At 37.6% G+C, this 14,817-nt stretch carries 8 protein-coding genes, 1 tRNA gene, 2 rRNA genes and 1 other annotated feature; all 11 genes read right to left on the reverse strand.

The annotated features are described in order from the left end of the window. Nucleotides 1-345: ribosomal RNA gene (locus BN3004_RS08405) — 23S ribosomal RNA — on the reverse strand; the annotation flags it as partial. 133 nt (nt 346-478) lie between these two features. Next, nucleotides 479-554: transfer RNA gene (locus BN3004_RS00050), tRNA-Ala, on the reverse strand. A gap of 43 nt (nt 555-597) precedes the next feature. Next, nucleotides 598-2,133 (reverse strand): 16S ribosomal RNA (locus BN3004_RS00055). A gap of 145 nt (nt 2,134-2,278) precedes the next feature. Then, nucleotides 2,279-3,130: a sequence feature (16S ribosomal RNA rRNA prediction is too short), on the reverse strand. Between the two features lie 293 nt (nt 3,131-3,423). Then, nucleotides 3,424-4,503: an IS30 family transposase gene (locus tag BN3004_RS00060; RefSeq protein ID WP_058259272.1), complete on the reverse strand. Its 1,080-nt coding sequence runs from the start codon at nt 4,501-4,503 to the stop codon at nt 3,424-3,426. Nucleotides 4,504-4,813: 310 nt separating this feature from the next. Then, on the reverse strand, nt 4,814-5,773 hold the full coding sequence (locus tag BN3004_RS00065) for a tetratricopeptide repeat protein (RefSeq protein WP_058259273.1): 960 nt from the start codon (nt 5,771-5,773) through the stop codon (nt 4,814-4,816). Then, complete coding sequence (locus tag BN3004_RS00070) at nt 5,773-6,510, reverse strand: hypothetical protein (RefSeq protein ID WP_058259274.1); 738 nt, start codon at nt 6,508-6,510, stop codon at nt 5,773-5,775. The genes BN3004_RS00065 and BN3004_RS00070 overlap by 1 nt, the downstream gene beginning before the upstream one ends. Beyond that, nucleotides 6,470-8,164 (reverse strand): B12-binding domain-containing radical SAM protein, encoded by a 1,695-nt coding sequence (locus BN3004_RS00075; RefSeq protein WP_058259275.1) that lies wholly within the window; start codon nt 8,162-8,164, stop codon nt 6,470-6,472. The genes BN3004_RS00070 and BN3004_RS00075 overlap by 41 nt, the downstream gene beginning before the upstream one ends. Continuing rightward, on the reverse strand, nt 8,164-9,858 hold the full coding sequence (gene argS, locus BN3004_RS00080; protein WP_349267114.1) for an arginine--tRNA ligase: 1,695 nt from the start codon (nt 9,856-9,858) through the stop codon (nt 8,164-8,166). Before argS ends, BN3004_RS00075 begins: the two co-directional genes overlap by 1 nt. Nucleotides 9,859-9,870: 12 nt before the next feature. Then, complete coding sequence (locus BN3004_RS00085) at nt 9,871-12,240, reverse strand: endonuclease MutS2 (protein ID WP_058259277.1); 2,370 nt, start codon at nt 12,238-12,240, stop codon at nt 9,871-9,873. 8 nt (nt 12,241-12,248) lie between these two features. Then, nucleotides 12,249-14,324, reverse strand: a complete 2,076-nt coding sequence (locus tag BN3004_RS00090; protein ID WP_058259278.1) for a U32 family peptidase — start codon at nt 14,322-14,324, stop codon at nt 12,249-12,251. Further along, nucleotides 14,314-14,808: a cell division protein ZapA gene (locus tag BN3004_RS00095; RefSeq protein WP_058259279.1), complete on the reverse strand. Its 495-nt coding sequence runs from the start codon at nt 14,806-14,808 to the stop codon at nt 14,314-14,316. The genes BN3004_RS00090 and BN3004_RS00095 overlap by 11 nt, the downstream gene beginning before the upstream one ends. Nucleotides 14,809-14,817: the final 9 nt, after the last annotated feature.

The raw sequence follows: 14,817 nt of genomic DNA on the forward strand, positions 1-14,817 counted from the left end.
TCCTACAAGTCTTTCACTTTCTTTGGATGATTTTTCCAAGATCATTCGGATACTTTCTTAGTATTTCTTTAAGCGGGCTCTTTCCATTTCGCTCGCCGCTACTTTGAAAATCGATGTTTCTTTCTTTTCCTCGGGGTACTTAGATGTTTCAGTTCTCCCGGTATTGCCTCTATATACTATTTTATTCATATATAGATACTTAAGGTTTGCTTAAGTGGGTTGCCCCATTCGGATATCTCCCTTTCGTTTCTTGTTTGCAGATCTAGGGAGCTTTTCGCAGCTTTCTACGTCCTTCTTCGCCTCTTGGTGCCAAGGCATCCGCCCTGCGCTCTTAGTAACTTGACCTATTTTTTTTAAAATCCTTTAACGCTTATTGTTAAAATTTACTGTATTTATTTTCTTTATAAATGTCGTTTCGTTTTCATTTGATTATGGTTATTAAGTTTTATTTGGTTTTGGCTTTTCTTTTGAAATGCCATGGTGGAGATGAGGAGATTCGAACTCCTGACCCCCTGCTTGCAAGGCAGGTGCTCTCCCAACTGAGCTACACCCCCATAAAGCAGAACTCAAAGTGAAAAGAACTAATGTTCTCCTTAGAAAGGAGGTGATCCAGCCGCACCTTCCGATACGGCTACCTTGTTACGACTTCACCCCAGTCATTGACCCTACCTTCGACTGCTGCCTCCAATTGGTTAGCTCACAGGCTTCGGGTATTGCCTACTCCCATGGTGTGACGGGCGGTGTGTACAAGACCCGGGAACGCATTCACCGCAGCATTCTGATCTGCGATTACTAGCAACTCCGGCTTCATGATCTCGAGTTGCAGAGATCAATCCGAACTGGGATCGGTTTTTTGAGGTTTGCTTGATATCGCTATTTAGCTTCTCTTTGTACCGACCATTGTAGCACGTGTGTAGCCCAGGACATAAAGGGCATGATGATTTGACGTCATCCCCACCTTCCTCCGATTTGTCATCGGCAGTCCATCTAGAGTCCTCAGCACTACCTGTTAGTAACTAAATGTAAGGGTTGCGCTCGTTGCGGGACTTAACCCAACATCTCACGACACGAGCTGACGACAACCATGCACCACCTGTATCCAAGGTAGATAAATCTAGGGTTTTTATCTCTAAAAACTTTCCTTGGTATGTCAAGTCCTGGTAAGGTTCTTCGCGTAGCCTCGAATTAAACCACATGCTCCGCTGCTTGTGCGGGTCCCCGTCAATTCCTTTGAGTTTCATACTTGCGTACGTACTCCCCAGGCGGAGTGCTTAATGTGTTAACGTACGGCACCTACTCATTAAAAGCAGACACCTAGCACTCATCGTTTACGGCGTGGACTACCAGGGTATCTAATCCTGTTTGCTCCCCACGCTTTCGTGCCTCAGCGTCAGTTCAAGTCCAGAAAGTCGCCTTCGCCACCGGTATTCCTCCTAATATCTACGCATTCCACCGCTACACTAGGAATTCCACTTTCCTCTCCTTGACTCAAGCATATCAGTTTCAGATGCAATCTATGGGTTGAGCCCTTAGTTTTCACATCTGACTTAATTTGCCGCCTACGCACTCTTTACGCCCAATAATTCCGGACAACGCTCGCCCCTTACGTATTACCGCGGCTGCTGGCACGTAATTAGCCGGGGCTTTCTTCTATGGTACCGTCATTATCTTCCCATAGGACAGAGCTTTACGACTCGAAAGCCTTCATCGCTCACGCGGCGTCGCTGCATCAGGGTTTCCCCCATTGTGCAATATTCCCCACTGCTGCCTCCCGTAGGAGTTTGGACCGTTTCTCAGTTCCAATGTGGCCGGTCATCCTCTTAGATCGGCTACCCATCGCTATCTTGGTGGGCCGTTACCCTCACCAACTAATTAATGGGACGCGAGCTCATCTTACACCGAAATTCTTTAATCACTTCTTCATGCGAAAATGTGATATCATATGGTATTAATCCCGGTTTCCCGAGGCTATCCCTTTGTGTAAGGCAGATTGCTCACGCGTTACTCACCCGTCCGCCACTAATCCAGAGATTCTTCACTCCGAAGAGATCGGATTCTCTTTCATCGTTCGACTTGCATGTGTTAAGCACGCCGCCAGCGTTCGTCCTGAGCCAGGATCAAACTCTCGATTAAATGGTTATTTAATCCCAAGTTATCCTTGGCTCTTAAATTCGAAATTATTTATCAATAAAAATTGATTGGTTTAAATCGTTCTTTTCACTTTTATTCAGTTTTGCTTGTCATATGGTTTTTCCAGATGACTTATCCATTCTACCATTTAAAATCTTATTNCACTCTTGTGAGCAGACACCTAGCACTCATCGTTTACGGCGTGGACTACCAGGGTATCTAATCCTGTTTGCTCCCCACGCTTTCGTGCCTCAGCGTCAGTTCAAGTCCAGAAAGTCGCCTTCGCCACCGGTATTCCTCCTAATATCTACGCATTCCACCGCTACACTAGGAATTCCACTTTCCTCTCCTTGACTCAAGCATATCAGTTTCAGATGCAATCTATGGGTTGAGCCCTTAGTTTTCACATCTGACTTAATTTGCCGCCTACGCACTCTTTACGCCCAATAATTCCGGACAACGCTCGCCCCTTACGTATTACCGCGGCTGCTGGCACGTAATTAGCCGGGGCTTTCTTCTATGGTACCGTCATTATCTTCCCATAGGACAGAGCTTTACGACTCGAAAGCCTTCATCGCTCACGCGGCGTCGCTGCATCAGGGTTTCCCCCATTGTGCAATATTCCCCACTGCTGCCTCCCGTAGGAGTTTGGACCGTTTCTCAGTTCCAATGTGGCCGGTCATCCTCTTAGATCGGCTACCCATCGCTATCTTGGTGGGCCGTTACCCTCACCAACTAATTAATGGGACGCGAGCTCATCTTACACCGAAATTCTTTAATCACTTCTTCATGCGAAAATGTGATATCATATGGTATTAATCCCGGTTTCCCGAGGCTATCCCTTTGTGTAAGGCAGATTGCTCACGCGTTACTCACCCGTCCGCCACTAATCCAGAGATTCTTCACTCCGAAGAGATCGGATTCTCTTTCATCGTTCGACTTGCATGTGTTAAGCACGCCGCCAGCGTTCGTCCTGAGCCAGGATCAAACTCTCGATTAAATGGTTATTTAATCCCAAGTTATCCTTGGCTCTTAAATTCGAAATTATTTATCAATAAAAATTGATTGGTTTAAATCGTTCTTTTCACTTTTATTCAGTTTTGCTTGTCATATGGTTTTTCCAGATGACTTATCCATTCTACCATTTATTTTCTTACTTGTCAAGGGTTTTTTTGAAAAAAGTTAAACAATTTAAAAAATTTTTAAAATATAAATTGCAACAATAAGTTAGCCACCCAGACATCATATAGACTAAATGTATAGTATAGCTTAAAAGTATTTATTTTTATTAAACTAGATACTTTTAAGCTGTTTTATTTCCTTTATGAACTCTTCTTTTGCAGTTTTGTAATTAAAGATTTTTCTTGGCAAATTATTCATCCACTCGTTTATTCTGTATATTTTTTCTTTTGATACTTCTTCTATTGATGTGCCTTTTTGTATAAATCTTCGTATTAATTTATGTTGACATTCACTAGTTCCTCTTTCCCATGATGTATATGGATGACAAAAATATATATCTACATATTCTGCTAATTCTGATAAGCTTGAAAATTCTGAACCATTATCTGATGTTATACTTTTAAATATTTCTTTGTTTAACTGCGCATTATCTTTTAAGAATTTAAGTCCAATGTCTACTGCATCGGGTGTTTTTCCATGTATTTTTATCAGCTTTTCATATCTTGTTTTTCTTTCTACTAATGTAAGTAGTACTGGATCTGTCTTTTTCTTTTTACCTATAACTGTATCTATTTCCCAGTGGCCGAATTCTTCTCTTGTTTGTATTTTATCTGGTCTTTCTTCTATGGATATGCCAAGCTTTTTCTTGTTTTGTCTTGTTCTTCTTGTGCTATTTTTGTTTTTTCTCTTTACTTTTTCTAGTAGATCTATATTTTTTGTTTTCATTAGTGACTTATTTATCCAGTTGTAGAGGCTTTTTGTTGATGGTATTTCTGATGATGGAAAGAGTCTATTTGCTTTTGCGTATCCAACACATACATCTGGAGACCATTTATCTTTTAACATTTTATTGTCTGCCCATTTAAGAAATTCGACTATATCTATATATTTTGGTCTTCTTCCGCAAGAAGATCTATTGTTTATATATACCTCATAATTAGTTAAGGCAAAGTATTTTTCATCGTAGTAAGTATATGTTTTGTTATTACTTTTTATTATTCTCTTTTGCTTTACTGTGCCTTTCTTTATTGCGTTGTTTATTGTCTGCGGGGCTCTATTTAGCCTTCTTGCTATCTCTCTGTTGCTATGTCCATCTATTTTCCATGCCTGTATTAATGACATTTCATGTAGTGATAGATGTGAATTTTTCTTGCGTTCTGTAAATTCTATGGTATAATTTATATGAGTCATGTGTACCTCCGTATAGTTGTTTTTTTGTTTGTTACTAATACTATACCATATGTACACATGATTTTTTTATTTGGTGGCTAAGTTAATTATACAATCTTCCAAAATTTTTAAAAATATTTTTACATTAATATACAAGTCCTTTCTTTGCTACTATACATTGTTGTCAAGCAAATCAATTTACACTATTGTATCAATCGTCTCACACGAAGTACGTATCATAAATCATCCGCTCATCATCACCCGTCACACCCTTCTCCCAAATAAAAAAATACCCTCACTGACTCGCTCGTCAATGAGGGTTCATCTATTATTATTTATTCATCATATCTCTTTGTTCTTTCATCTTATCTAAGTACTCTTTCGTGCTCGGCGTGTAGTCTTCTTTCTTTATCTGCTTTTCAAGTATTGCGATGGCGCTATCAAGGTTGCCGCTGTTGTAGTTTGATATCGCAAGCTGATCCATGTACTGAGCGCTCTGCCTGTCCTTGCTCGCCTCTATCGCGTAGTCAAGCGCCTCTGTGAAGTTACCTGTCATGGTCATAACAACGCTTAAGTAGTAAAAGACTCTGTCATCTTTAGCATTGTCAATGTTTTGTATCAATACATCATATGCTTCCTTAAATTTTTTCACGCCTATATAGTACTCGGCTAGTTCAATTTTGTACTCTTCATAGTCAAGGCTCAAAACGCCCTGAACCTCTTCCTTTTTCTCAAGCTCGTCCTCAAGCTTAAGATATTTTTCGAAGTAGGCCTTGCTCCTGATGTAGTCCTTCTTATATCTATAGTAATATCCTAGCTTGTATAAAGCGTACTTCGCATTCTTATTATCAAGGTAAATCTTTTCAAAGATTTCTATAGCTTCGTCAATGGCCTTTTCTTTATACTTTTCTTCTAGAAGTGAAACATATAAATATACATAATTTACATCGTCGTAATTTTCTTTTAGATAATAGGCGTAGACTAACCTTATATCTATGTCATTGCCTTCGTTTAAACTTTCATGCAATAAGAATTTATCAAAGTCCTTCACAGTTTTGATTGCATCTTCATAAGCAGCTTTGTGCGTAAAATTATTATCGAGTGACAAAACTATGGGCATAGCTCTTAAAAATAGCTTTGCATCTATATCTTCTTTATTCTCTTTTACTATATTTCTCATGTCCTTGATAAGTACAGGATATTCAACGTTCTTTTTGAAGGCGCCATGCTCTTCTTTTAAGTCTATGAAAAATATTTCACTAAGTAAATATTTAAAACTATCGATATTCATTAGTCCATTCTCCTTCTAAATTCTCTCATTCTCATGGATGAATTGTCAAGTATTTTAAATAGGTGGCCTCTATATATAAAGATGATTGGCATTAAGACGTAGCTAACTAGGTCTTTCAAAATGATACCACTTGCAAATATATCACTGTTAAGCGCAAGGACTAATAGTATTGCTGCGAATAGCCATTGAAGGAAGTTATTAAAAAAGAATTTTGCTCCATATGTGAAGATGGCTATGCTATTATTGCCTGTTTGATAAAGTGTTTCAAACGATGCATTAAAAATGAAAACAACGATGAAGTTCACTAGCATTTTGGCATATAATAGGCTGTGGTCCACTTGATATGGATTTGTGAATGAGCCTGAGCTAAATACCATATCCAAAACTAAGCCAAATAAATAAGTAATGAAGACATAGTTAACTAGCTTTGTTAAGTAATACTTATAGCCCATAAATATGCTGTTTAAGCTAATCTTCTCGCCTTCAACTGCTCTTGATAATAGGCTTGCCACTAGTGAAAATTTCAAAAGCATAAGTATATACATAAAGAGACTTATAAGCATTGTGGTAAAGCCGCCTCCAAGCGTAATTACAAGTGCTCCAGCTATCAAGTTTGTCACATAATCAAAGGCAAATAGACCTAGCATCATGACTATAAGCACTAAAAAGTTCTCTTTTATTGTTGTGCCAAGCCTTTTAAACGCTTCTGTGTTTGTATAAATTATATCTTTGAACATAGTCATCACTAATCCTTTCTACGTCCTCGTCAACAAGGTAGGCCGCCCCATCCATAAGTATAATGGCGACTTTATTGACGATGTCTTTATTCTTCTCTTCTATATATTGCCATAAATAAGTTTTTCTAAACTCTTCATCTCGCAAAATGCTGTGTAGCTTGTCACCTCTAAGCTTTGTAAATGGCATAAAGTCAAGCGGTGCCTGTGATTTGACGTTCACCGCATAGTCAAGGCTCAGTGCTTTGACCAGTTCGTCTGATAGAATATTTTTAGCTTTTAAAAACTCATAGACAAGTCTATATAATTTTTCTTTTTTAATGGTCTTATCTACTCCAAAGTTTTCATCGATAAAATTTGCCAGGTCTTCAAACATTGCAAATGGGCTTGTGTACACTCTTTCAAGTATCTCGAGTGTCCTTTTAAAGCTTCCTTCATTATAAATTTTATCAACGACGTAATCAATTTTCTTTAGCTCAATAATTTCATCAGTTGATAAGAATTCATTTTTTAAAACCTCATAAGGTGCATAATCAGTGTACTCATAGACAAAAGTTTCCTCTTGAGAGCGCACTAATGAGCCCTTAAGCATCTTCAAAAAGCCGAGCTGAATTTTTTCTATCTTAAAATCATAAAGATAGTTAAAAGACTTTTTAAAACTATCAAAGTCTTCATAAGGAAGTCCTGCGATAAGGTCTATGTGCTGATGAATAGTCCCCAGCTCCTTAATCATTTTCGAGTGCTCTTTTATTTTATCAAGATCATTGTGCCTTTGAATCGCTTTGAGCGTTTGTTGGTTGATTGATTGAAGTCCTATCTCAAACTGCACCATATCCTTAGGAAGTTTCTTTAAAGTCTCGTAAAATCTGTCACTCATCCTATCAAGAGTGATTTCGAAGTGAAATTTTGTATTCGTTTTATTGTTTTCTAATATATGTTCGATTATATTGATGGCAAAGTCTTCGTTTGAGTTAAACGTTCTATCTATAAACTTAACTATAGACGGCTTCATAGCTATAAGCCTATCTAAATCCATTTTCACTAAGTCACTGGGCTTGTATCTAAGACCCTTTATTGCTGAAGATAAACAAAAAGAACACCTATATGGACAGCCTCTTTGTGCTTCATAATAGAGTGTTCTATGCTCCAAAGCCTCTTCATCTTCATAAGGAAAGCTAAGATCCTTCATGTCGATAAGGGGTGCTTCTTCAGTTTTAATGTATCTATTATCATTAATATAGGCTAGATTGTGAACCTCGTCAATACTTAGCTCGCCTTGCTTGTAAAGAATAAATTCCTTCATGGCCCTCTCGCCCTCGCCATAAATTATGTAGTCGCAAGCAGGGTTAGTCCTAAGAAAACTTTCTTTTTCAAAGCTCACCTCAGGTCCGCCTAGGACTATGGTATAGCTTGGCTTGATCTTTTTAAGCGATGTAATAACTTTTCTGACGTAATCGATATTCCAAATGTAAGTAGAAAACATAAGGACATCGGCGTCTTTCTTATGAAGTTCGTAGACAATCTTCTCCAAAGGCTCGTTTATGGTAAATTCCTCAAACGAAGAATCTACCATATCTTTAAGCTCATTGTTTAAATATCTTATAGCAATATTTGTATGTGAAAACTTTGCGTTAATACCTACAAATATGACTTTCATTACATTCTATCTGGAGTTTGTACTCCTATTAGGTTCATGCCTACTTTGATTGCTTTTTGAGTTATGTCAACTATAGCAAGTCTTGAATTTGTAAGCTTTTCGTCGTCTGTAATTATTTGATTTGCAGCGTAGTACTTGTTGAATGCCTTTGCTATGTCGATGATGTTTCTTGTTATATAAAAGGCTTCGTACTTTTCCATTGCCATAACTATAGTTCTTGGTAGGTCATAAACATATTTTAATATTTCATATGCTTCGTCTTTAACTAGATCAAAATCAACTTTCTCTGGATCAAAGCCGCCGTTCTTGTCGATTAGTGACTTACATCTAGCGTATGTGTATTGAGCGTAAGGACCTGTTTCTCCTTCGAAGGAAAGTGTCTTGTCCCAATCAAAGACATAGTCTTTGATTCTTTGATTGAATAGCTCTTGGAAAACTATAGCTCCAGTACCAACCATCTTAGCTACTTCGTCTTTATTTTCAAGATTAGGGTTTCTCTTTTCAATGATATCTCTAGTCTTTTCTATTGCCTTGTTTAAAACGTCTTCAAGTTTTAAAACTCTTCCTTGTCTAGTTGATAAAGCTCCGTCCTTAAGTGAGATTAAACCGAAGTTTACGTGGATACAGTCATCTGCCCACTCATCTCCCATTAGCTTAAGAACTTGCTTCCATTGTTGGAAGTGAAGGTTTTGTTCACTGGCAACTACGTAGATGTTTTTGTAGAAGTCATAAGTTTTCTTTCTATATCTAGCAGCAGCGATGTCTCTTGTTGCATAAGTTGTTGTTCCGTTGGACTTAACTATGATTAAAGGTGTTAAGTTATATGGCTTTAAGTCAACGATGTATGCGCCGTCGTCCATCTTACCGATATTCTTTTCTTTTATCTCTTCGATAACTGCTGGCATCTTGTCTGAGTAGAATGCCTCGCCCTTGTATGAGTCATATTTAATTCCAAGCATGTCATATACTTTTTCGAACTCAACTATTGACAATTGTTTCATCCAAGTCCAAATTTCAGTAGCCTCTTCATCGCCTTGTTCAAGCTTTTTAAACCAGTCTCTAGCAGTGTCTCTTGCAGCTGGGTCTAGCTCTTGAAGTTTATTGTATCTTACATATAAATCAAGAAGCTCGTCTATAGGATTCTTTTCGATAGCTTCTCTGTCGCCCCAAAGCTTGTAAGCAGCTATAAGCATACCGAATTGAGTACCATAGTCACCTAAGTGATTGATGGCAATTGTATTGTAGCCAAGGTGCTTAAAGATATGATAAAGAGCGTTACCAATAACTGTTGATCTTATATGACCTATGTGCATTGGTTTTGCAATGTTAGGAGATGAGAACTCAACTATAACGTTTTTGCCCTTACCCATATCTGATGAACCATACATTTCACCTTTTTCTTCTATCTCTTTATAAACTGTTTCAAGAAGTTTTTCTTTGTTAATAAAGAAGTTTACATATGGTCCTGCATTTTCTATCTTTTCAAAATATTCGTTATCCCCTAGTTTTTCTTTTATGTCTTCAGCTATAAGATTAGGTGCTTTCTTGTATGTCTTTGCAAGTCTAAATACTGGGAACGCGTAGTCACCCATATCAAACGATGGCGGTGTTTCTACTAGATTATCTATCTCTTCTTTAGATAGTTCTTCAATAACTGCGCTTAAAGCGTCGCTTACTTTTTCCTTAAAATTTATCATAATTACCTCCTACTTAATAACAGCTACGGTAGCTCCTGAACCGCCCTCCGTATAGTCTGCCTCTCTATATTCTATAACATGTTTGCTATTTTGTAAATACTTTCTTACTGCATCCCTAAGTGTGCCCGTGCCTTTACCGTGAATTATCCTGACCTCTTTAAGCCTTGCGAGGTAGGCATCATCAAGGTATTTGTCAAGTAAAAGTATCCCTTCATCAACCGTTCTTCCGATTAAATTAATTTCTGAACTTATATTTTTTGACTTAGCCTTGTTAATGGATTTAGTTTTCTTCTCTACCTTTACTTCCTCTTTTGATTCACTTCGCTCGATATCATTAATATTGCTTCTAACGCTCATGATGCCAACTTGAATATTTAAGTCGCCCTTATCATCAGGAAGCGTCTCTACTTCGCCAAACTTATCAATGCTAATGATTCTAACGCTTTCACCAAGCTTGATGTCCTTAGGAATTTCTTTTGTTCGCTTCTTATTGTCTTTTATCTTTAATCTATTTTCATCTTCAAGCTCCCTTAGATAGTCCTTTGCCTCTTGAAGCCTTCGTCTGTCCTCTTTTTTAGATAAGGATGAGATGTCTTTTAATTCGTCTATTATAAATGCGCTCTCGCTCTTCGCCTTCTTAACTATCTCTCTCGCTTCTTCCTTCGCCTTGTTAATGATGGCTTCTTGCCTATCTTCAAGCTTTTTGTTTTTATTCTCAAGCTTTTCTCTAAGCCTTTCTATCTCTTCGTTCTCTTCATTTATCTTAATTCTTTTGTTTTCAATCTCAGTTCTATCTTCTTCTATGGCCTTAAGAACATCTTCAAAGCGAGTGTCGTTCTCATTAAGGAGTTCTTTTGCGCTATCAATAATCTTTTGATCAAGGCCAAGCCGCTTCGATATTTCAAAAGCGTTTGACTTGCCAGGTATGCCTATGATGAGACTGTATGTTGGTGACAGTGTATCGACGTTAAACTCCATCGACGCATTCTTCACGCCCTCGCTCGTAAGCGCATAAAACTTGATTTGTGAGTAATGTGTCGTCGCCATGGTCCTAATTCTTCTCTCTCTAAAGAGCTTCAGTATGGATATGGCAAGAGCCGCGCCCTCAGTTGGATCAGTACCAGCTCCTAGTTCATCAAATAAAACTAAGTCGTTATACTCAGCGTTTTCAACTATATGAACAATATTTTTCATGTGCGAGGAAAATGTTGATAGTGACTGCTCTATCGATTGTTCGTCGCCTATATCAGCATAAACTTTATCAAATACTGCCACTGATGAATTGTTATCGCATGGTATATTTAAACCAGACTTTGCCATCAGCGTAATAAGTCCAACTGTCTTTAAGCTAACTGTCTTGCCGCCTGTGTTTGGTCCAGTGATTATAAGCGATGTGTACTCATCACCGAGCTCAACTGTTGTTGGCACTACCTTGTCTTTAGCTATTAATGGGTGCCTTGCGTTTTTTAGATTGACATAGCCTTTATCGTTTAAAACTGGCTCTGTCGCCCTCATCTCTCTAGCTAGCCTTGCTCTTGCAAATATAAATGAGATGCTTTTTAAAGCTTCTTCATTCGTTTCAAGATAGGCCTTGTACTCAGATACTTCGCTTGATAGCTCGTAAAGTATTCTCTCAAGCTCTTTTTTCTCTTCGTTTTCAAGTTCCCTTAGCTCGTTATTTAGTTTAACGACTGCCATGGGCTCGATAAAAACTGTTGACCCCTTTTGAGATATATCGTGTATCATGCCCTCAACGCTTGATCGGTACTCGTTTTTAACGGGTATTACATACCTTCCTTCACGCATAGTAACTATGGCATCTTGTAAATATTTTTTAGTTTTATCACTAGTTATATATGAATTTAATTTATCTTCTATTGCTTGATTCTTAAGTTTTTTGCTTCGCCTTATGCTCCTTAAAGTGCTCGAAGCATTGTCCGCTATCTCGTCTCTCGCTACTATAGTCATGCTAAGTTTTTTCTTTAGATCATCAAGTGAGGCTAGACTTTCATATAGCCCTCTTAAGTGCTTTAGCTTTAAGTTTTCATCTTCTATAGATGTTTTTAAATATCTCTTAATTGAGCTCACTAAGAAGATGTTTTGCATTATATCATATAAATCTTCTATAAAGAGCATGGACCCAAGGCTTGCCTTTGACACAAGATGCTTTATGTGCGTTGCGGATGAGTAATCAATGTCGCCGTACCTCACCAAAACCCTGTAGGCTTCTGATGTTTCCTCTTGCATGCGCCTTATCTCATCTATATCATTTGACGGCTCAAGCTTTTCTACCAAGTCTCTTGCAAGCTCGCCTTGAGTCAAGTCTAGTAGCATATCTATTATTTTGTCATATTCTAAAACTTTGAGTGCTTTGTCCATTTATTCACCTATAAAACTTTTTTGTAGTAATGCGCTCTAGTAAAACTTTCTATCGCGTCTATTCCATCTCCATTATTAATTCTTTCTATATATTCATTAATTTTTTTCTTATCGCTTTCATTATCAAGGTCTATGATAATGCTTGTAGCTCCTAATTTTTTGATTTCATCCATCTTATCAAGCATGAAAATTTTTTGCGAATTATAAATCTTTGTATAATTATTTTCGCGAGTAAAGATAAAACGCTCCTTATCCTCATAAACCAGCTCATTTGCCTTGTTTATAGGGCAGGCCTCACATCGTTGGTCACAGTCATCTCTAATATTTGCTAATGGGCAGGCCTTGCTCATCATTACGACTGGGTAACCATAAACCCATAGCCTTGTTTCGAGACCGCAGTTTATGATTTTTTCCATCTGTGCTAAAGTCATCTCAAGTGAGTAGGTAAAGCCTGAAAAATGGCTTTCGCTCATGTATTTAGCAGCTTCTGAGTTAAAGACGTTCATCATGTATGAAGCATAAATCTTTTTATTAAAGCTCTTTAGCCTTTGATAAGCACCTAGCTCACTTATTTCAATTGAGTCAATAGCTTCACCATATTCATTAAGTAAGTCATAGTACTCATCCAGGTCTTCATCAGTCGCCGCATTTGATGTGTAAACTTCTTTATTTATATTAATTTTACTTAAGTAAGTAAGATTGTCTTTGTTTAGATATAGGCTAAGTGTGTCAGCCCTATCTATATCAATGCCTTCAAGGTCTTTATATGAGGAGGCTCTCAGAATAATTATTGGCTGTAAAGCTTTTTTGTTTTCATAAGGAGTCAAGATATCTTTTTTCTTTCTATCTATGTTAACGCCCTTAAAATCTTTTTTAAGAAGCTCATCTATAAGCTCTCTTCTTAATGTTTTAAGCTCTTTAACTGGTATAAAGGCATCTTCATCAAGATCGAGTCTCACGTCTTTTACATTTAAAAAGTCTTTTCCAGTCTTGATGATTGGATCAATAATTTTTTCTCTATCAAGTGAAGCTGTCTTTGCTTTTTGCACTATGTATTCAGACTCCCCAGTATATTCTTCATTCATATAATGAAGAGTTAAAATTATTTTTTCGCCAATTTTTGCTTTTAAATCAAAACTTATATCTTTTTTTGCAAATGAAAAATCATTAAGCTCAAAACCGCCTTCGAAGCGCTTTTTCTCTCTGACAACCATCTTGTCCATACCATCTTTTAAGATATGACCTTTAGTAAAGCCTCTGTTAAATACTTCATCAGGTCTATGAGTATTCTCTATGCCTAAAACTTTATCCTTATATAGCTTAGTTATTAAGTATACATAAGAAGGATTTTTCATGCGGCCCTCTATCTTTAAGCTATCAACAGATCCCACAAGTTTATCAATTGAGTCCAAAGTGTTTAAATCGTACTCAGATATAGCATAAATTTTTTCGCTTAATAATTTTCCTTCGCTATAAACATCATAGATCTTACGGCATGGCTGTGCGCATGTGCCGCGGTTGCCAGACCTTTCGCCTATAAGTGAGCTCATTAGGCATTGACCAGAAACTGCATAGCAAAGCGCTCCATGAACAAAGGCTTCGAGCTCTATATCCTTTTCAGATGCTTTTTCTAAAAATCTGTAGTCCTTTTCGCGCGCTATGACCGCTCTTTGAAAACCATTTTCAATAGCCCAGTCAAGGCTAGATAGATTCGCGATGTTTAGCTGTGTTGACGCATGTACCTCAACGCCTGACAAATATTTTTTGACAAGCGATATTAAACCCAAATCAGTAATAATAAAGGCGTCGATACCCATATTTCTATACTGCTCCATCAAAAAAAGTGCGTCGACTACTTCTTTATCATCTAAAATGATGTTTACCGTCATACAAAGTTTGATACCATATAGCTTTGCTAGCTCTATCATCGATTTTATCTCATCATCTGTAATGCCCTTTGCAAAGCGCCTTGCATTGAATTTTTCACTGCCAAAATAAACCTCGTCAGCACCTGCTTTAAGCGCTGCAATGAACGCTTCGTAGGTGCCGACAGGGCTTAGCACTTTTGTCTTTTTATTTAACATTATTATTGTGATTATTATTGTGATTTTTATTGTGATTGTTTTTTATATTGCTCTTATTTGTAGTTTTTGCTTCACTGTCTTGACTTGTTCCCTCTTTGATACGGCTAAGCTGTTGATAAAGATCCTCTGTATTTAGCTTAGTCTTAACAAGTTCGTCCGCCTTGTTATTAAGCTCTTCTTGAAGCTTTTCTATCTTTTTAAGAGCTTCTTGATAAGCTTCATTGAGATCCATGTACTCCTCTGACTTGTTTATAGGAGTGTTCTCATACTCACTAAGCTTCTTTTGTGCTTTAAATAATTCATCGGTAACGTTGACAGTCGCAAGGGTTGTTGCCATAAGCGAGTCAAGTCTTGGATTATTAGCTAAAAGATCCTTTATTAACTTATTAACATAGTATGCTATATCTGAAACATACTTTTCATCATACTCCGAACGAATATTGAAATCTCTGCCGTTGATATGAACGGTTACTCTCTCTGGCATGTCCTACCT

The organism is Fenollaria timonensis, assembly GCF_001457835.1.
In the GTDB taxonomy this organism is placed as follows: domain Bacteria; phylum Bacillota; class Clostridia; order Tissierellales; family Peptoniphilaceae; genus Fenollaria; species Fenollaria timonensis.